Here is a 20,093-nt window from a genome sequence, read left to right on the forward strand (position 1 = left end):
ATTTTATTGATAAAGGTAAAAATCGGAATATGACGCATCACACAGACTTTAAACAGCTTTCTGGTCTGTGCCTCTACACCCTTGGAAGCATCGATGACCATGACCGCAGAATCTGCTGCCATCAGCGTACGGTACGTATCCTCTGAGAAGTCCTGATGACCCGGTGTGTCCAGGATGTTGATACAAAAACCATCATAATTAAACTGCAGCACGGAGGAAGTTACCGAAATACCTCTTTCTTTTTCAATTTCCATCCAGTCTGAGACTGCATGGCGTGCCGTTGCCTTTCCCTTTACAGAACCTGCCAGATTGATGGCACCTCCGTACAACAGGAATTTCTCTGTCAACGTTGTTTTTCCGGCATCCGGATGCGAAATGATCGCAAAAGTTCTTCTTCTTTTAATTTCACTTGCTATATCAGCCACTATGCTTCCTCCATGTTCTTTGTTCTATTGATCTGTTTTATCCTATAAGATTGCTTATTTCAGTAAATCTGAAACTCGCAATCCACTTTCACTGCCTGTTCACGAATGCAGCTGCTTCACGAGCTGTATTCAAACAATCGCTATTTTAACAAGCAAGTTTCCAGCTGTCAAGCAAGCGGCCATACTTTTCCCATTTCCTGTGCAATCTCTTTTATCTTCTCCAGAGAATAACCGGTATACCGCATGATTTTATCGGTCGGTTCCGCTTCCCGGATCATCATCTGTGCAAGATTGTAGCTTTTCTGTTCTATTCCAGATTCGATTCCTTGTTCGATTCCACGTTCTATTACCAAGTCTGATAAATTACACATAAGGTTCATCTCCTTTCCCAACTCATTGTCCATTCTCATCTGATATATTTCTTCCAGCTCTTTTTTCTTTTCCAAATAGGTCTTTTGTTCTGAAAACAGTGTATTTAACATTCCTAAAAGTTCATCGTTTGTTTCCATTTTTTCATTCAGTGCAATGATCACTACCGATAACTTATCATATGATTCCGGTCTGTCCGGCAATCCTGAGATAATATCCTGCTTTTTAATAGAATATTCTGATATTGCATTTCCAATTTTCTTTGGTGCCTGCATGCAAACCCAGATAGAGTACACTTTCTTCATATCATCGTACTTTGAATGTTCAAACTCTGTCCCAAGCTGTGCTGAAATCATTCTGGCATCATAAAAAATTCCTCTTGTCACGATTTCATATCCCGGATAGTAAGATTTCTGTGCTTCCAGATTCACAATCATGCGAATATGCCCTTCTTCATTCGGAATATGTACATAAAAACGGATATCGTAATAAATTTCTCCCTCATCCGCCACTTTATCTTCATTGGCAAGTCCTGCAATTCTCTTTTCCTCTTCCATATGCAGTACTCTTTTTTGATTTGTTTTTCCCGGATCAATTGATACCACTGCTATCTCAGGTGTACCTTCTATGCAAGGTATAATTTCTTCTACTGACATTCCTGCAAATTCTTTGACCGTACGTGCCAGAATCCGTGCAAGGATTTCTTTCTGGCTTAAAACACGTTTACATTGCGTATCATAACGCACTTTCACATCTGCCGAAGCCATGGCTCTTGAAAGTTCATTTTTCATTCATTTCTCCTGTCATTATAAAATATTCTGTTAGCTTTTTCAATATTTAGGGATTCTGACATGCCTGATTAAAACGGCAGTCCCGGAACAGAATGTTCCTGTTTGATTTTATGTTTTCTATCATAACATACTTTTTAATAAATGACAGGAGTTCCCCTGATATTTTACAGTTTTTTAAGATTTTCCTCTATCTGGCATATCATTTCTTTGGCTTCTTCCCGGCTGATCTGTTTCTTGTCAAAATCCTGATATCTTGCATAAATTTTCTGAAATGGATATGCTTTTTCATCGAGATGTATTCCTATTGGAATCAGATAATCGTACTTACACAATTCTTCTATCGGAGAAGAACACTGGTAACGTGTGATGTCATCTTCTTTCAGTAGGATATCCAGTACCCACTTCTCAATCTTTCCGGAAGGATGCAGTCCTGCAGAACGGACATACATTTCTGTCTCTTCCTCTCCCATGTATTCCAGAAGCTGTGTGACTCCGCTGTTTGTCTGATCCAGAAGCAGGATTTTGATTGGTTCTTTTGTCTGAATGTATTTTTTAATATCTTCTTTCTGATACTCATATTCCAGGCTGTCAATCGCTTTTTCCAGTCCGGCATTGATTTCTTCCTGATTAAAAATGCTTCTCATATCCTTAGCGATCTGAATTGCGGATGCTTTTACGTAATGATTGCTTCCATGCTTTAATATATAAAAAAGTTTTTCAAATCCTTTCTTTCCTCTCGCACGGATTTTATTTTGCTCATAGAAAAGTTTTACCCAGGTCTTGTTTTCTTCCGCCTCCATGGTTTCTTCAAAACACAGATACGCTCTCATACTCTTTTCATTCCATGAAAAACAGTTCACCCATACCTGAAAAAAACTTGCAACTGCATATCCCCGCACCAATGTCCTTTCATCTTCCATCAGGTCACGCAGACGGCTCAGGCTTCTTCTGGTTCTTCCTATGCAGAGTGCATCTGCTGCCTCAACACATACCAGTTCTGCTTTATCATACGTCAGATTATAAAGAAGCCGTTCATTTTCCGGTGTATACCATCCAACCAGAATTTCTGCTGCCGTCCACCGGACATCCTGTTTTCTGCTTTTGAGACATTTTCGTAAAAACTTCATCTCTTTTTCATTCAGGATCAGGTATTTATCATTCAATTCTTCGATTCTTTTTATTTTTGTTTTTATCACTGTGTCCCCTATTCCCACATATAGTTATGATTCTATTATTCCTATGATGCCTTCTATTATTTTTTATAGGACTACAAAAATCAAAAATCTTCGTAGCCCCATATTTTTAAATCAAACGGCAGTATTTTCTCTCTACCTTGCCTTCATCTGAAGTAACATATTGCAAGATACCACCTTTTTCGTTGAAAATCATGCTAAAATCCAACTCTTCAAGATACTTTTCTAGATACACGGCTAATGTTTTCATTTCTCCTGCATAAAAGCAATCCTTAAACCAGCCATTACTTCCAATCATATAACCCTGAACTTTGTTGTCTGCTTTTTTCAACTCATTCTTAAATTCTTTTTCAGATATCGCTTTTACTGTATTTTTGTTTAATATTTCCGGTCTTTTCGCCAAAAATTCCCAAAAAGCTTCTTTTTCATTTTTACGATATCCCTGCTTTAATTTTTTCCTGCATCGTTCCTGATATTGGGAAATTATATACCTTTGAAGTACAAATTTCTCTGCTTCCTCATCCCTAATACAAAGCAAAACTTCACCCTCTTTTATCCATTTTTCCAGAGGATATCCACAATAAAACAGTGCCAGCATTTCTTCACTGTTTTTACAGAAATAATCTTTATCAACATGAAGCATGTAGCATTTTTTCTTTTCAATCCACGTAATGCTTATTTCATATAATTTTGTTTTTCCGTAAATCAAGAAAGAATTCTGCTTCGCTACATATCTTTTAAACTCATCCATTTTCATTTTCCAGATTTATCTTTCCTTTCATCTCCAGTGGAAATACCGGATACATGATCAATTTTTCATCTGCCTTTGTCAGCCATTCTTTCATTTCCGGACTATAAATTAAAATCTTTCTGGCATGTCCGTATGTATATTCATACGTTGCATTGACATGCTCCCATTTCCCCAGTTTTTCTGTATCCAGATAAATATTATGAAATCCCACATCTGGTTCTTTTTGAACTCGCACTTTTTTACAGTGACTGCATGCTTCTGTTGCCCTGTAGCTTTCACATTGAAAGGCTCCCTTTCCCAGTACATTTTCTGCTTTTAACTGATATCCTGCAATTTTTTTCAAAACTCCGCTGTAATATGCCGGAATAAAATTCTTTTGGGAAAGTCCTTTTTCTATAAGATATTCATACATTGGAATGGTCACAAACATATCTAACTGTCCCGGGCGGGTAAACACTGCTTTTCTTCTGTTCAGATCCTCCAGTTGCTTTTTCTTTTTAAAGGTATATTCTTTGTTCTGGAAAAAAGTTTCACACTCCGGGCACAAACTTTCATATACCTTTTTCTCATTTTCTTCAAATTCATATCCTGCCAGGTCAATATAATATCCGATCGCATTTTTCTCTTCTTCCTGCGTATATTTCGGTATATAAGAGCACCAGATATCCGGTTCTATGATATCCAGCAATTCATCGTCATCTTCTTCCGTATCTTCATCGTACTGAAATACCTGGTCAATTTCTTTCTCTAATTCCACAAGTTCTCTGTAGACTGCCTCCTTAATGTCCACGGTAAACGTATATCTTTCCATGGAACTGTACAGTTTTTCTGCCTTGCATCCCAGTTTTTGCATCAGATTTACTGCTTTCTGCGTGTAGATGGATTCATCTTCTTTATCAATATCAATTCTGAATTTTGCGTATACTTTCATTTGACTTTTCCCCTTATTAAGATACAAATTTTATATATGATGCTATTATAACAAACTTTTTATGCTTTTGGCATCTTTTTTCATCTTTAACCTTTATAGCACAGAAAATCTACTGTAAAACAGCAGCATGCTTTTGCACACTGCTGCCTTTTTCACTCACTCTGCATGGTGGTGATCACGATATTCTCACCGGAAATTTCGGTTTTGCGTTTTACGATATCTTCGATCTGTGCCCGCTGTGCATCGGTGATCTCACTCTGTCCGATGACCACATCGACGCTGCCGTCTGTGATACTTACGACTGCATCGGTAAATCCTTTGGATTCGAGCAGAAGCTCCGCTGCCGCTTCTTTTTCTGCGTTCTCTGTGAGGGCGGTCATATCGTTGACTGCATTTTGTTTCTGTTCTTCGGTCACGTTTTCGTTGTTGATGATCTCAAGCAGGGTTTCTTTGTTTTTGGATCGTACCTGCTCTCTGGTCAGTTTTGCCTGGGCCGCAAAGCTGCTGCCTGTTCCTGTGCTGGTAAGTACTGCCTCGCCCGGCGTGTCGGTCACTTCTTCGGATGCAGTGTCCGTTCCGGCATCTGTTTCGCCCGCCGACAGGGAGGCATCGCTCATACCATCGGTTTCGCCTGCCGCAGCTTCTCCTAAATAAACTTCTCCGTCCGCCGAGTCGGTAAGGGTGATGTCCTGATCCAGGCTGTCGATATCGGTAAGTGTGGCTTCGGTCTCTGTTGTGGATGCCGGCAGTGCATTTTCACCGAGTTTCGTACCCGAATAATTTAGATAGCCTGCCACTGCGACTAATGCCGCCAGAGCTGTGATGATAATCTGGTTTTTCTTCCACATATGTTTCACATCTCTCCTCCTTAAACCTTCTTCATTACTTTGATTTTATGCACTTCGATTCCAAATAATGCTACGACCGCATCGGTAATATCCGCTGCTGTTTTCGCATTGTTTCCGCCCTCTGCCGCCACGATCACACCTTCCACTTCCGGCTCTGTGATTTCTTTGACATACGGCGTTTCCGCTCCGTTTTCCTGCTTTTCAAAAACCGTGTTCTCTTCGAAATCCTGTGCATCCGCCGTGCTTTTGTCGCCGGACTGATCCTGTGTATTTTGACTGTTTGAGGTTCTTGTGTCCTTTTCCACAATATACGCTCCGCAGGAACGTAAGGTAATCATCACTTTGACTTCCCCCACTCCGTCCACTTCCCGAAGTACTTCTTCAAGCCTTTGTTCCATCCTCTGTGTCCGTTCCTGTGCCAGATCTTCTGTATTTCTTACGTTGTTTTCAACTGCCGGTGCATTGGTTTTCGTCTGTGTGTTCTGCTTTTTGCTGCTGTTATCCGGCCAGGTGATCACCAGAAGCAAAAGTCCGATAAGAAGACCGATCAGCACCGGACTGCCCTTTTTTCCTTTGCATTTCTCCCAAAAATCCAGCCACTGTTTCATGCGGCTCATCCCCCCAAAAAGACCACTTTATCGCTGCTGATCTGATAAATTTCCCAGAGTTTCTGTAAAATCTGCTCCTGCACCGCCTCTTTTTGCTGCAGATCCTCATACCCCCCGGAAATCGTTACTTTGCGGATGCCCTCTGTCTCTTCGGATTGAAATACAACCTTCGCTTTTGTCCCTTTCATCCCCTCCCCGTCTGCCGTCTCTTCAATCTGACGCTGCACTTCCTTCTGACAGGCTTCCGTCAGAACACGGCTCCTTAAATCACTTAAATTTTCCTGTTCCATCCGGATCGAATCCCACTCTTCCAGCTGTAATGCCTGCTGCCACTGTTTCTCAAATACTGCCGTCAGATGTGCCTGATCCGTCAGCGGACTAATCAGCAGGATCAGAAACAGGACACCGCAAAACAGCCGAATGTATTTCTGATAATGGTTATCTGGAAGAACCTGCTCTGCAAGCTGCATCAGACACAAGCAGCACAGGATGCTCCGTACCCAGCTTCGAATCTCTGCCGACATCTTTTCTCCCCTTTCTTCTATTTTCCAAGCGATGCGGTGACAATGGCGATCGTCAGGAAAAACAGCATACTGCTGGACACCATGATCTTCAGAAGCAGCCCGACTCCTTCTGCGACTGCCGCCACACATTCGTTGAGCCGTTTGTCACCGACCGGCTGCACCAGAGCCGCCATCGCCTTATAGATCAGTGTGCAGAACGCCAGACGGCACACCGGTGCGAGACAGAGCATCAGAACAGCGATCATCCCGCACACACCGACGGCATTCTTCAGAAGAACGGCAGAACCAAGCACCGTATCCGTCACGCTGCCAAACAGGTTGCCAATGCCGGGGATTGCCGATACGGTGCGGCTGACGGCTGTATTTTTCAGCCCGTCAACGGCCGGAAGGATCAGTCCCTGGATCACCTGAAATCCGATCGCTGCCGCTGTCATGCTCTTCATTGCCCATTCGATCACCGTACGCACAAGTTCTGCCAGATGCGAGAGCCTGTCATCCTTTGAAAGATGGTCGAGCAGCAAAAACAGGACATAAAGCTGCACGCCGGGCAGAAGAAGATATCTTTGCACCCACTGCACCGCTGCGATCAGCAGGATCGCCGACTCGTAAAACGCCAGCCCTCCAACGCTGTTCCCCGCAAAAACGGCCGCCGCAAAATAAGACGGCACCAGAGCTTTCATAAAGCCATTGACTCTGCCAAGCGTTGCATCCGTCATCCGGCTCATTCCGGTAAATCCCTTCATCAGAACTGCTGCCAGCATCAGATACATCATAAAAAAGCTGATCAGTGCTGTACCGTTCTTTTCCATGAGATCCGTGAAATTCAAAACAAGTGCCGCCACGATCACCAGTAAAAACACCTGCAGTGCCGTCTCTTTTTGATTTTTCCATTCCAGAAGCAGTGCATCAAAAACCAGCGTTTTCAAAGTTGAAAGATTCAGCGGGATTTCTCCCCTGATCAGGCTTTTCAGTGTATCCGCAAAACGAAAACTGCTCTCTTCCTCCAGATCTACAAGGCTCTCTTCGACTTCCTGTAAATGAAACGCCTTTATATTAAGGAAATCTTCTGCTCCGGTCTGTAATTCTTCTGCTGTATCCCCATTCTGATTTTCTTCCTGCACCTGCGATGCTGCCATGATCGCCGCCGTTTTTTCTGAAAGAACGGCCGCCTCGCACACCTGCTTCTGTCCTGCCACATCCAGCCATCCTGCAAAAAGCAGCAAAAACACATAAATACGATATTTCTTCATATATTTTACCATCAGGCAAGACAGCTGCGGATCGTCTCAAACAGTGCCAGCAAAACCGGTGTCCCTGTCGCCAGCACCGAGATCTTTCCGAAAAATTCAATCTGTGAGGAGATTGCCCCATATCCCGCATCTTTGCAGATGCCTGCCGCAAAATCCGCCACATAGGTGATACCGATCATTTTGAACAGGATCTTCACATAAGCATCCTTTATGTTTGTGTAGCTTTGCAGCTGCTGCAGGCTTTCTGATAAATACCTCAGTTTTTCCACTGCACAGAAAAAAATAAGCATACAGGAAGCCATGCTGATCAACACGGCAAACACAGGTCTGGTCTCTTTGAGAAACAACGCCAGTAAAATCCCGGTAATCCCAAGAACTGCAATTTTGATCACAGTGCAAACAACTCCTTTATGCTCTCAAACAGCTGGCTGATATACGGCAGTACCCAGAACAGCACCAGTACCAGCCCTGCAAGGCTTGCAAGATACGCCTGTTCTTCCCTGCCGCTGTGCTTTAAGACCTGACCGAGCACCGAGACCAGGATCCCGACCGCTGCGATCTTAAACAGCAGATTAACACTCATCTCCATCTCCTCTCTCTGTCAGTAAAGTAAAATGACAAGAAACGCACCGGCACCAAAACCCAGACATCGAAACATTTTTTCTTTCTCCCGGTATTCTTTTTTTGCCTGAACACACGCATCACTGACCTGTTCCAGGTAATAATCCAGTGTTTTTTTCTGCATCGCCACATCCAGATAACCGAGCTGACCGCCAAGCGTCCGAAGGCTTGCAAGGTCGCTCTCCTTTAAGGCAGTACCTTTCAGATCCATCTCCAGCTGCTTTTCAAAGATCACACCAAGATTCGCTTCTTCTCCTTTTTGCATCTTTTCCTGCACATGTACTAGAAAATCTGAAAGCGGCGGTGAAACCCGCTTTGCAATGCTGCCAAACGCTTCATCCAGCATCGTATTCGCATAGCCAATTTCCGCCGAAAGCATAACCGTCATGCGACGCAGCTCTTCCAATATGTGAATTCTCTTTTTCATTTCCGCACAGATCAGGCATCCTGCCGCAAAACAGCTGAACATTGTAAGCCCTGCCCCGAACAGTTTCAGCATACCACCCCCTCCTCCCCGTAGAGCCTGGTCCCTCTGCCATCAAAAATCCCCCACACCGAACCGATTTTTTTCTTTCCGCTTAAAATAATATAGCGATCAAAAACGTGTTCCTTTACCATCTTCTGAAGGAGCGGTTTTTTCTCAATGTCTTCCACCGAACTACCGTGAACCGTCGCAATCAGGCGGCATCCGCAGTTCAGCACCGATTCAATCGCCTTGATATCGCCGTAATCCCCGATCTCATCGACTGCCACCACTTCCGGTGACATGGATCTGATCAGCATCATCATGCCTTCTGCTTTCGGACAGCAGTCCAGCAGATCCGTCCGTATGCCAAGATCATTCTGCGGAACGCCCTGGTAAGCTCCTCCGATTTCTGAACGTTCATCCACCACACCGACATTCTTTCCCTCACACCAGGCATTCCCGTTTGAAATCTGACGGATCACATCACGCAGCAGCGTAGTTTTTCCGCAGCACGGCGGCGAAATGATCAGTGTATGGCAGACTTCCCCATTCTCCACAATAAAAGGCATCACTTTATCTGCACAGCCTTCTACCTGATGAGCAAGCCGAATGTTCAGAAACGAAATATAACGGATACTCCTGACCTTCCCTTCCTCCATCAGGATCTTCCCGGCGACACCGACACGGTGTCCGCCCTGGATCGTTAAAAATCCCTGCCGCAGTTCATCTTCATAAGCATAAAGCGAGTACCCGGCAATGTACTCCATCGTTTCCATCAGCTCACAGCGATCCACGTAATGAATATTTTCTTTCTCATACTGCTCATTTCCGTTACACCGCAGAAGTTTCCCCTCTTCTGTGAGCTTGTATTCTTTTCCCCGTTGCCGGATCATCAGCGGACTGTTGATCCTCATCCGGATCTCCTGCAGCTCGGCAAAATTCAGATCTGCCTTCTGCAGGATCCTCCTCACCGGAAGCGAAAATATTTTAAAAAATCCGTCTGCACATTTCAATGTCCTCACCTCTTAGGACATACTATGCTCAGGCGGATATTGTTATGAGTACTTATGATGTCCGAAAAAAGATTCATCCGGACACATCGCAGCGTTCTCTTTAAATTTACACAAAAAAATCAGGAGATATGTCTTTCTCGTCAACATATCTCCTGTTAATGATGTTCTGCTATTTCCATTGGACTTCTTACCTTTCTTTCATTTTCATCCTGTCCGCTTCTGTGTTTTACAAAAGAAGATGTAGTTTAAGTTTTTGGTGGACTGTACCTCTCTTTCTTAGATTCTTTTGATTTTAATTCTTTCTGTTTTTTTGAATTTGCCCTTCGCTTTCTTAATCACTGAAGTTGAATGACTGCTTTTTATTTTTGATGTAGTGCTATGTCTTCATTGGACTGTCCTCCTTGTTTTTTGTTTCTCTCTTTTGTTTTGTTGTCTTTATTATAGGCGTTCTTTTTTGATTTGTCAAGCACTTTTTTAAATATTTTTTTGTTATTTTATAATTGTATTTATTTAATATATTTTTCAGACATTTTATGCAGTTTCTTCGTATTTCTTATTGATTTTTTCGCTGTAGCCTGATAAAATGATGCCAAGAAGTCTACTATTGAAATCCAACGAGAAACGAGGTAATTTTGCATGAAGAAAAGAATCGTAATCGCTCTCGGACACCGTGCCCTCGGCACCACACTTCCGGAGCAGAAAAAGGCTGTCAAAACATCCGCAGCTGTGCTGGCTGATATGGTGGAAGAAGGCTATCAGCTGGTGATCACACACAGCAATGCACCGCAGGTCGGCATGATCCACACTGCAATGAACGAATTCGGCAAAACGCATCCGGACTACACAGTCGCTCCGATGTCCGTATGCTCCGCCATGAGCCAGGGCTACATCGGCTACGACCTGCAGAATGCAGTCCGTGCCGAGCTTTTAAAACGAGGTATCTTCAAAACCGTATCTACGATCCTGACACAGGTGATCGTTGATCCTTATGACGATGCATTCCACCATCCGGTCAAAGTGATCGGCCGTTACATGGATGCCAAAGAGGCCGAGGCAGAAGAACAGAAAGGCAACTATGTCAAAGAAGAGCCTGGCAAAGGTTACCGCCGTATCGTTGCTGCCCCGATGCCAAAGAGCATCGTAGAGATCGATGCGATCAAAACACTGGTTCAGAACGACCAGGTTGTTATTGCCTGCGGAGGCGGCGGTATCCCGGTTCTGCAGCAGGGCAATGAGCTCAAAGGTGCAAGTGCCATCATCGAAAAAGACTACGCCAGCGGAAAACTCGCAGAAGGCGTGGATGCAGATATCCTGATGATCCTCACAAACGACAAGATGGTTGACATTGACCGTGACACCGAGCATCCGAGATTTCTGGAACATATTACGGTAGAAGAAGCAAAAGAACATATCGCAGCCGATCAGTTCGGTGTAAATTCCATGCTTCCAAAGATCTGTGCTTCCGTTGATTTTATCACAGCCGGAAGAGGACGCTCTGCAATCATCACAAATCTGGAAAATGCCATCGATGCCCTGAAAGGCAAGACCGGAACCATTATCACAGAGTAAACGAAAATATCAAAACCAAAACGGCAGGACTGCTTTATTCGGTTCTGTCGTTTTTTTGCCAAAGAAATACACCGCACGTTTTCATGCGGTGTATTTCTTTTTGCTGTTGAACTTCAGCTAAGATGAAGTTTTTGTTGTCACACTATTTGATCTTTACGCTCTTTTTCTGACCTTTGCCCTTCAGCAGGGATGTGTAGGCTTTCTTTTTGCTCTTCGGCACTTTGATGACTGCTTTCGCAGAGATGTTTTTCAGTGCTTTCTTTCCTACGGAAGTCAGTTTCTTGCTCTTGATCTGGATGTTCTTCAGTTTGCTGTCGCCTGAGAATGCATTCTTGCCAATCGGAAACGTTTGTTCCAACCGTCACTTTTTCCAGTTTCTTCATACCCTTGAATGCATTTGCTGCGATTGATGTTACGCTCACTTTTTCACCGCTTATTGTCACGGCTGCTGCTACTTTCAGGGTACGTGCTCTTCTGGAATCTACGCCGTATGCCTCTGCCAGTTTCTTCTGTGCATCGGTTACACGGTATTTCACATTTCCGGATGTAACGCTATCTCCGACTTTCAGTGTTTCTTCCGGTTTTGGCTCTTCCTGATTCTGCTGTGCTTTGAGTCTCTCGATCTCAGCCTGAGCCTGTTTCAGTGCTGCTTCTGCTGCTTCTTTTTCTTCCTGCAGTTTCTTGTAAGCTGCATCGCTTTCTTCTTTCTGCTTCTTAGCAGCAGCTTCCAGCTCCAGGATACGTGCTCTGTAATCATTTACAGATTTCTCAAGATCTGTTTTTTCCTTCTTCAGCGTGCTTACTTCTTCTTTTGCGGAAGCCAGTTCACCGTTCAGTTTTGTGATCTCAGCTTCTTTGGCTGCGATTTCAGATTCTTTGGCATCCACGCTGTCCTGAAGTTTTTTCAGATCATCCTGTGCCGTTTTCAGTTCGCTCTGCAGTTCTGTCACTTTTGCATTTGCTGTCTTCAGCTCTTCATCCTTCTGTGTCAGCTCGTTTTCTTTATTCTGAAGTTTCTTTAAAACTTCCTGATAATCTGCTGCATCCGGAACTTTCAGTCCCTGTACGGCTGCCTGCAGTGCTGCTGCCTGTGCATTGACCGCCTCCTGCGTTGCTTTTTTGTCTGCATATACAGCCTGTGCATCCGCAAGTGCTTTCTGCAGTGCTTTGTAGGATTCTACGGTGTAATCTGCCTCTTTTAATGCTTTTGCAATGTCAAGCGTCTGTTTCAGTTCCACCTTGTCTGCTGCATTCGGATCCGGTACATGGATCAGTTTTGTATCTGCCCAGTCACCATTGTCGTGTGCATTATTGCCGATTTTATCCATGAACAGAACCAGATTTTTCTGGATACCGGAAATATCAATGCTGATATGTTCTGCATCGCTATAGCTGTCTAATTTCGCAGAGCGATAAATCTCTGTTCCCTGGATATTTCCATCTGCATCTACTTCACCGTCATAGATTACGAAATAAACACCATCACCGTTCTGTTTCTTTGCTGTCTTGAAATAGTCAATGCCGACATATGCCTGGAAATAAAGTTTTTCGTTTTCTTCTAACTGTGCCTTGTAAGAAGATACATCATACTCAACTGTTGCATCTGCGTTTGCACCAAGACCTTTACTAAAGTAAGTCTGTTCGCCATCGACACTCAAAGAGATCGCTCCGGAAGCTGCTCCGTTACAGTACTGATTTTTCATGACACTTTCCCATCCGGACTGTGCATATTTCCAGTCAATGTCAGAAAGGTAGGTCACTTCTCCGGTGATCGGACGCTCATTTACTTTAACGGTGATCGCTGTGCTTGTCAGATCTGCGGATACTCCTGTGGTATCTTTTGCTGTCACATTTTCCAGTCCTACGCTGTAGCTGCCAGGCTGTGCATCTGCTTTTGCTTTCATGGTGATCACTGCAAAATCACTTGTAGATGCCGGGATTCCAGCTTCATTTTTCAGTGTGTAAAGAATCTTTCCATCTGCTTCTGTGCTTGTCAGCGTACCTTCGATGCCATCTTTCAATGCAACCGTCGGTGCTTCAAAGACATCTGCATCATAGGAAACGCGGAAGCTTACTTCACCTAACAGGTTGTCTGAGGAAAGGTTTGCAAGTTTTGCGTTCATTGTCAGGTTCTTGCCCTGTACCACAGCATCTTCGCCTTCGAGTACCAGGCGTGCACCAAGCTTTTCGGTACTTAATTTTACAGATGCTTCTGTGATCTCCATGTTGCCGGATGTTGTATAAGGTGTTGCATTTTCCATGTACACACGGACTTTTGTTGTGTAAACCGGTTTGAACTGCATCACTGCCGGTGCTCCGGATTCTTTCACGGTACTCTGTGCGGATACCGGTGCCCAGTCTGCACCGTCCCAGTACTGTGCTTCCAGCACTTTCGGGATTGCACAGTAGCGGCTCTCTTTGAAGTTCAGGGTGATCTGGTTGAGAACCTGGGCTTCTTCCCAGTCAAATTCTACATATTCATTCTTTCTGGATGCACTGTTTGCCGGAAGCAGTACCGATGCACCTCTGTTGTAAGCATTGGTCCAGCTTGTGCTGTCATTTCCATCCAGCATATTCTGCGGATAATTCTTATCAGATCCTGTGAAGGATGCCGTTGCACTTGCTTTGCCCGCTGCCAGTTCCACATCGGTTGCCGCATCATCACTTTCGGTGATCGTTGCCTGTGCGGTAAGCTTGCTGCCCTCGATCGTTCCTTCTGCTTTTCCGTCTTTTACTTCAGACCAGGTTACTTTTTTGAGCAGGCTGTAATCTCCTGCACTGCCTGTATAGTTTACTTTTACTACAGACGGAAGTGTCACACTCATACCGGTCGGTACCGTTACATTTACTGCATCAACCGATTTTTCGGTTCCGGTCACTTCTGCTGCCTTCGGTGCATCTCCGGTTCCGTTCTCTGTTACTTTCAGTGCGACCTGTACCGGCTTGAGATTGTCAGAAGAAATGGTCAGCAGAGCATCGCCTGCTTCTTTTTCTGATTTCAGAATCACCAGTACTTTTCCGTTGTAAGCCATTCTTTCAGAATAGCTGCTCTTATCTACGTTATCGTATTTATAGAGTTCTGCACTTTCCTGTTTTCCGTTGTCCACGCCGACGATGGAAGCTTTTCCGCTGACTGCAAATTTCACCAGATTATCTGCATCCGGTACCATATTTCCATTTTCATCGACTACGGTACATTCTACATAAGAAAGGCTGGTTCCGTCTGCTTTGAGAACGGTCTTATCTGCCACTGCCGAAATGGTATACGGTGTGGAAGATGTGCTTACACTGTCTGTTGCCACTACTTTTCCGTTTTTGTCATAGGCTTTTACTTCCAGTGTACCTGCCTGATACGGAACTTTCCAGGTCAGGTGCAGTTTTCCGGAATTTAACTCGCCGTCATCAAGAACTGCTCCGTTGCTGGTGTAACCGCCAGGGTTGGTGCTGTCACCCCAGGTCTTATCGTCCTGTGTTTTTTCTGATGTTTCATAATATTTCTTGCCATAAGCCGTTTCTTTTTCATCGAAACTCTTCTTGCCGAGAGACTCGCCGTTTAAGAACAGCTCTGCACTTGGCTGGTTGGTATTTACCCAGACTTCTACTTCTTCGCCGTCATGCCACTGATCCCAGTTGCCCGGAAGCAGATGTACCATCGGAGTGCTTGTCCACTGGCTCTGATATAAATAGAAGGAATCTTTTGCAAAACCTGCGGTGTCGATCGTACCGAAGGAAGATACACCTACCGGGTAAACACTGTACGGTGTCGGCTCGCCGAGGTAATCAAATCCGGTCCAGATAAACTGTCCGATAAAGCTCTTGCGGTCACGGTCTTTTTTCAGACCATATTCATTGGACATCGTCCAGGATGCAAAGTCGTTGTCATAGTTGGAACCGCCTCGTTTGCCCGGAGTCTGATTGATACCGGTGTTCGTAAACTGCGGATCCAGGTAAACACCTCTTGATGAAGTCTGAGAAGAAGACTCGGACTCGAAGAAGAAGGTCTTTGTTGCTTTTTCAAGCAGTGTGCCATCACCGATAGCGTATCTGCTGATCAGTCCGTCTACGGATTTTGCTGTATTGTAGTTCAGTCCGTATCCGTCCAGCACCTGATTTACATAACCCCATACGTTGGTTGCTGCCGGAACACTACGCTCCTGGTCACCACCCATCAGCACGTAACGTGTGCCGTCTGCTGCATTGACATTGCCCATCAGACGAACTGCCTCAGTATATTCATTCATGGCACTTGGATTTACGTCAAGCAGATCGTATTTGGAAACATCATACCAGGATGGTTTGCTGCCCACGCCGCGGACTTCATTACCGATCGACCATGCGATCACAGAAGGTTCATTCTTATCGCGGTTTACCATTTCCTGTACAACCCAGTCACTCCAGGTCAGTTTTGCACCATCGTAGTTTACGCCCGGTGTCGGAAGCTGTGTATAACCGTTCGGTTTCAGTCCTGCCCAGTCAGACGGTACTTCCTGGAAGAAGAAATTACCAAAATCATACGTTGCTTTTGCTTTTCCCCATCCGTCAAAAGCTTCCTCTACCACAAGGATACCTTTTCTTCTGCAGACTTCGATTGCCTGTTTGGATGGCGGGCAGTGGGAAGTACGGTATGCATTGACACCCATTGCCATCAGTTTGTCAAATTCACGGTCATAGGCATCGCTGTAGCTTGCTGCTCCCAATGCACCGGAATCGTGATGCAGGTCAACACCCTGAACTTTTGTATACTGTCCGTTTACATATAAACCACCGCTTGTCGGATCACTGGTCGTCTCTTTGACTTTTACCCAACGGAATCCGTATTCGGTTTCTTCCGTATCGATCAGCTGATATCCATCAGAAGAACCGTTGATCTCCTGATAAAGATCTACTTTTACCTTATACAGATACGGTGTACCCAGGTTCCACGGATACCAGAGATTTACATTGGAAACCTCAACAGCATCTCTTTCTTTCAAAGACAGGGTAAATGCAGTACTTGGGTTGATCGCTGTTTTCTCTGTACTCTTCTTTGCTACTTCTTTGCCATCTGCATCCAGCACGGTTACTTCCATATAAACGTTGGAGTTTGTAGAATCAGAATAACCGGTTGCTTCTATATTCAGTGCACCTGTCTTGGATGCTGTATAATCGTCCTCCAGAGTCGGAGTTGTCAGTGTGATGCCGTTGCGGTTGAAATGTGCCTGATTGTCGATCAGCAGATGTACCGGGCGGATGATACCACTGCCTGTGTACCAGCGGCCGGACGGTGACATGTTCTGTACTTTCACAACCAGTACGTTCTCTTCGCCGTATTTTACTTTTTTCGTGATATCCAGTGCAAATCCGGTATAACCGCTTGGATAGCTGCCGATCTTCTCACCGTTTAAGTAAACAACGCTGTTCTGATATACGCCTTCAAAGTCAAGAGAAATTGTCTTGTTTCCGGACATGGATGCCGGCACGGTAAATCTCTTACGGTAATAGCCAAGTCCGCCTTCCAGATAAGCCTGTGCATCGGAAGAACTCTTTACTTTTTCACCTTCAATACTGAAATCATGCGGAACATCTACCGTTCTCCATCCGAGGTCATTGAAACTCGGATCAACAATCTCGTCTGTTGTGTAATCTCCGGCATCTTTGACACCTGCCGCTGCGAAACCGCCATCAGCGACTTTCGGTGTTCTCGTAGCCAGATAGAACTGCCAGTTTGCATCAAAATCAACGGATCCAAGAGAACCTTCCGGAACTTCCTGAACCAGACCGAATGCATCCAGAACCTCTACATTCATCACTGCATCGTATGCGGTTCCTTCTACGGTAACTGTTCCGTTTACCGTAAATGTCCTGCCTGCTGTTTTGGTATCTACCTTTGCAAGCTCATCGCTGTTCCATGTCACATCAAACAGTGCATTTGTTCCGTCTGTATACAGAACGGTTGCCTGTGTCGGTGCGGTAAAGGTACTTCCAACGATCACTTTCTTTGTGATATCTGCAACTTTATCTACCGTCTTTGGTCCTGCTTCAGATTTGCGGTAAAGTTTTACGTTGTCCATATCGAGGTACTGACCGGTTACGGTACTGTCAATGCTGATCTCACAGGTTCCATCCTCACCTACTTCAAACATATCGGTTGTGTAAGTCACCCATTCGTTCCATTTATTTGGTGTGACTGCAACCGATTTTCCGCCTGCTGTCAGTGTGGTGGTATGTGTTCCCGGATCATTTCCGCCGGTTGCATCGATGGATGCCTTGTAAGTACCCGGCACCAGTCCTTTTACTGTCTGCGAACATTTGTAAGTTTTCGTTACACTTGTGTTCTTCTTGCTGCACACCTCATACATGGTGGTTTGGTTGTTTGTCATCGCAGCACTTTGAAATAATTTCCAGTAATAATCCAGATTTTGAATGTCACCGGTAAACGTCCATGCCGTTTCCCCGGACTCAAAATCTCCGTTTGGAACAGTGACTTCTACAAACGTATCATCATCTGCTGCCATAACGACTGGTCCGATGTTTCCGACTGCTGTGGTAAACACCATGGCAAACGCCAGTAAAAAGGACCAGAATTTTCTGAGCTGTCTGTGTTCTTTCATTCCCATTCCCCATCCTTTCTTTGTTTATAGATCCGGTGCTGTACGCACCGGTTTTCGGGTTTTCATTTCTCTTACAGACTATCAGTTTTTTCTGATCCTTTCCATAACACATTCTATAGATTTTGTTTTCATTCTATAGATTTTATTCAATTTTTTATTGTTTTTTAGTAAACTGTTTATCTCAGTCGAGAAGACTCCCACTTCTGCAAGTGGTGAGTAATAACAAGTCTTTCTCAGTGGGAGTACAATCTCCGACTGAGATAAACGCTCCGCGAGGGCACACATTGTCCAGTGGACAATGGTTTTGTACCGACCGGAACGAAGTGTAGAATGTGCAGTGATTCTGCTTTAATCCTGAAACGCAATCTGATAATAATCAATCATTGCTTCCTGTGCTTTCGGAACTCGTACAACCACCACATATGTTTTCACGATTGCCGGATAGGACACGCCTGGTTTATCCATGTTTCCGCTTCTCTCGATCTGGATTTCACCGACCAGTTTTCCTTTTGCATCGAACTTTGTTACCATGGCCTTATACTTATAATTCATATATGGTGAAAGCAGCTGCGGAACAAGCACGATGCTCTTTTTCCTGAAATTCGTTCCGGCATACTGTTTTTTTAACATTTTTCTGAGGCCTTTTTCCTGCTTTTTCTTCAGCACCGTCTGGAACTTTTTAAATTCTTTTTTGGTACGAATCGTTTTCTTTTTGATTCGCCAGGAATCATTTTTCCACTGGTAAATGGTTCCGTTCGTTTTGCATACCATTTCTTTTTTTACAACATTTTCTGCCGCCGCTTTTTGATTTTTTCTGTCCTTTGCTGCTGCCGGAACCCCTGCCAGCAAGACCATAGCAAACAGCAGACATATCAGTCTCATCTTTTTTCTTACATTGTTTCTCATTTGCTACACTTCCCTTCTTTTTATAATATTACATTTTTTATTTCTTTTTCACCTTCAGAACGGTATTGCAGACTACCTGAACGTTTCTCTTCTGCTCTTTACTGTATTTGTAAAGGTTTACCTGAACTTTTGCTCCGCCCCATTTTTTCAGGTTCAGCTTTTTCAATTTGAAGTATCCGTTCTTATCTGCCTTCACGCATTTGGTTGTCTTTCCTGTTTTCAGATTTTTCAGTTCAACGTATGCTTCCGGGAATGCATAGCCGGATATCTCTTTTGTTTTTACAGAAATCTCGGTTTTCTTTTTCGGATTTACCAGCTTGATCGTGCGTTTTAATTTCTGGAACTCTTTCTGATCTGACAGCCATGCCTTTTTGTTTTTACCGCCTGTCAGAAATCTTTTCGGAAGTTTGGCTGCCAGTTCTTTTTCGGAAAGAAGATTATCTGAAAAATCGCAAAATACATACTTCAGTTTGCTGAACTGTTTCAGGTTCGGTAACGTCTTGATTTTATTGCAAAATGCATATATCCGTTCCAACTTTTTCAGATTTTTGATTTCTTTTATATCTGTCAGTCTGTTTTCCGAAACACCAAGCTCTTCCAAATTTGTCAGTTTTTCAATCCCTTTCAGGTTCTTGAGTCGATTTTTTCCGACTTCCAGTTTTTTAAGCTTAGTGAGATTTTCAATTCCTTTCAGGCTGGTCAGTTGATTACCGTATGCATAAAATTCCTCCAAATTTACTGCACCTTCAATCCCCTTCAGGCTGGTCAGACAGTTATCATAAACCATCAGATAGCGAAGATTTTTTAATCCCTGGATTCCATCCAGACTGCGGATCTTATCTCCATCAAAAGTAAGATAGACCAGCGATGGCAGGTTTGCCACTTCTTTTATGCTTGTGATACCGCTATACGATACTTCCAGGGCATCAAGTTTTGTCAGTCTTCCATCCAGACCTTCCAGACTGGAAAGCTGCCGCTGATCCTTGATTCTCAGAGTTTCCAGATTTGTCAGATAACCGATTCCTTTCAGGCTTTCCATAGGTATTTTTTTATAATCGACAATTTCCAGCTCTTCCACGCTGGATGCTTCCTGCTCTGTAAAAGTATCGGTACTTTGCTTGCCAAGTACTTTCAGAATATTCCAATAAAGTGTCTTATCTGGAATACCGCTCTCATTGTTTTCGATCACATCTGTCGGTGCTGCATGTGTCTGGATCATCGGCATCATCATTATAAAC

General features: G+C 44.1%; 17 protein-coding genes. 1 reads left to right on the forward strand and 16 read right to left on the reverse strand.

Translation table 11 applies throughout. From position 1 onward, the window contains the following. The 13 genes from ACLTL4_RS08220 to spoIIIAA form a co-directional block, all read right to left on the reverse strand. A partial coding sequence (locus ACLTL4_RS08220) for a GTP-binding protein (RefSeq protein ID WP_412320401.1) occupies positions 1-425 on the reverse strand: 425 nt, incomplete at its 3' end. A 167-nt stretch (positions 426-592) separates the two neighbouring features. Next, positions 593-1,585, reverse strand: coding sequence for a hypothetical protein (locus tag ACLTL4_RS08225; RefSeq protein WP_173866550.1), 993 nt, complete (start codon positions 1,583-1,585; stop codon positions 593-595). 164 nt (positions 1,586-1,749) lie between these two features. Then, a complete protein-coding gene (locus ACLTL4_RS08230; protein WP_412291012.1) occupies positions 1,750-2,781 on the reverse strand; it encodes a HEAT repeat domain-containing protein in 1,032 nt (343 codons plus the stop codon). A gap of 106 nt (positions 2,782-2,887) precedes the next feature. Further along, positions 2,888-3,529: a hypothetical protein gene (locus ACLTL4_RS08235; RefSeq protein WP_412291014.1), complete on the reverse strand. Its 642-nt coding sequence runs from the start codon at positions 3,527-3,529 to the stop codon at positions 2,888-2,890. After that, positions 3,522-4,460 carry a hypothetical protein gene (locus ACLTL4_RS08240; RefSeq protein WP_022119232.1) on the reverse strand — a complete coding sequence of 313 codons (939 nt, stop codon included), beginning with the start codon at positions 4,458-4,460 and terminating at the stop codon, positions 3,522-3,524. Before ACLTL4_RS08240 ends, ACLTL4_RS08235 begins: the two co-directional genes overlap by 8 nt. Positions 4,461-4,612: 152 nt before the next feature. Next, on the reverse strand, positions 4,613-5,308 hold the full coding sequence (locus ACLTL4_RS08245; protein WP_173897458.1) for a SpoIIIAH-like family protein: 696 nt from the start codon (positions 5,306-5,308) through the stop codon (positions 4,613-4,615). Between the two features lie 20 nt (positions 5,309-5,328). Continuing rightward, positions 5,329-5,916 carry a hypothetical protein gene (locus ACLTL4_RS08250; protein WP_022119230.1) on the reverse strand — a complete coding sequence of 196 codons (588 nt, stop codon included), beginning with the start codon at positions 5,914-5,916 and terminating at the stop codon, positions 5,329-5,331. 5 nt (positions 5,917-5,921) lie between these two features. Next, positions 5,922-6,440, reverse strand: coding sequence for a stage III sporulation protein AF (locus ACLTL4_RS08255; protein WP_173897425.1), 519 nt, complete (start codon positions 6,438-6,440; stop codon positions 5,922-5,924). Positions 6,441-6,457: 17 nt separating this feature from the next. Beyond that, on the reverse strand, positions 6,458-7,702 hold the full coding sequence (locus tag ACLTL4_RS08260) for a stage III sporulation protein AE (protein ID WP_412320402.1): 1,245 nt from the start codon (positions 7,700-7,702) through the stop codon (positions 6,458-6,460). After that, entirely contained in the window at positions 7,702-8,082 is a 381-nt protein-coding gene (locus ACLTL4_RS08265; protein ID WP_022119228.1) for a SpoIIIAC/SpoIIIAD family protein, read from the reverse strand. Before ACLTL4_RS08265 ends, ACLTL4_RS08260 begins: the two co-directional genes overlap by 1 nt. Then, the gene (gene spoIIIAC, locus ACLTL4_RS08270) at positions 8,079-8,273 is read right to left on the reverse strand and encodes a stage III sporulation protein AC (RefSeq protein ID WP_022119227.1); all 195 of its coding nucleotides are present in this window, start codon (positions 8,271-8,273) and stop codon (positions 8,079-8,081) included. Before spoIIIAC ends, ACLTL4_RS08265 begins: the two co-directional genes overlap by 4 nt. Before the next feature lie 18 nt (positions 8,274-8,291). Then, complete coding sequence (locus ACLTL4_RS08275) at positions 8,292-8,810, reverse strand: stage III sporulation protein AB (protein WP_022119226.1); 519 nt, start codon at positions 8,808-8,810, stop codon at positions 8,292-8,294. Further along, the gene (gene spoIIIAA / locus ACLTL4_RS08280) at positions 8,804-9,790 is read right to left on the reverse strand and encodes a stage III sporulation protein AA (protein WP_226911900.1); all 987 of its coding nucleotides are present in this window, start codon (positions 9,788-9,790) and stop codon (positions 8,804-8,806) included. The genes ACLTL4_RS08275 and spoIIIAA overlap by 7 nt, the downstream gene beginning before the upstream one ends. Positions 9,791-10,426: 636 nt before the next feature. Between spoIIIAA and arcC the strand changes: the two genes are divergently transcribed. After that, positions 10,427-11,359: a carbamate kinase gene (arcC, locus tag ACLTL4_RS08285; protein WP_173866559.1), complete on the forward strand. Its 933-nt coding sequence runs from the start codon at positions 10,427-10,429 to the stop codon at positions 11,357-11,359. Between the two features lie 137 nt (positions 11,360-11,496). Here arcC and ACLTL4_RS08290 read toward each other — a convergent pair whose 3' ends face one another. From ACLTL4_RS08290 to ACLTL4_RS08300, 3 genes are all read right to left on the reverse strand, one after another. Beyond that, the gene (locus tag ACLTL4_RS08290) at positions 11,497-17,955 is read right to left on the reverse strand and encodes an NPCBM/NEW2 domain-containing protein (protein WP_412320403.1); all 6,459 of its coding nucleotides are present in this window, start codon (positions 17,953-17,955) and stop codon (positions 11,497-11,499) included. 342 nt (positions 17,956-18,297) lie between these two features. Further along, the gene (locus ACLTL4_RS08295; RefSeq protein ID WP_173866821.1) at positions 18,298-18,855 is read right to left on the reverse strand and encodes a hypothetical protein; all 558 of its coding nucleotides are present in this window, start codon (positions 18,853-18,855) and stop codon (positions 18,298-18,300) included. Positions 18,856-18,892: 37 nt separating this feature from the next. Continuing rightward, positions 18,893-20,093, reverse strand: a 1,201-nt coding sequence (locus tag ACLTL4_RS08300) for a leucine-rich repeat domain-containing protein (protein ID WP_412320404.1), incomplete at its 5' end; no start/stop codon positions are given.

The sequence above is a fragment of the Hominisplanchenecus sp. genome (assembly GCF_046967715.1).
In the GTDB taxonomy this organism is placed as follows: domain Bacteria; phylum Bacillota; class Clostridia; order Lachnospirales; family Lachnospiraceae; genus Hominisplanchenecus; species Hominisplanchenecus faecis.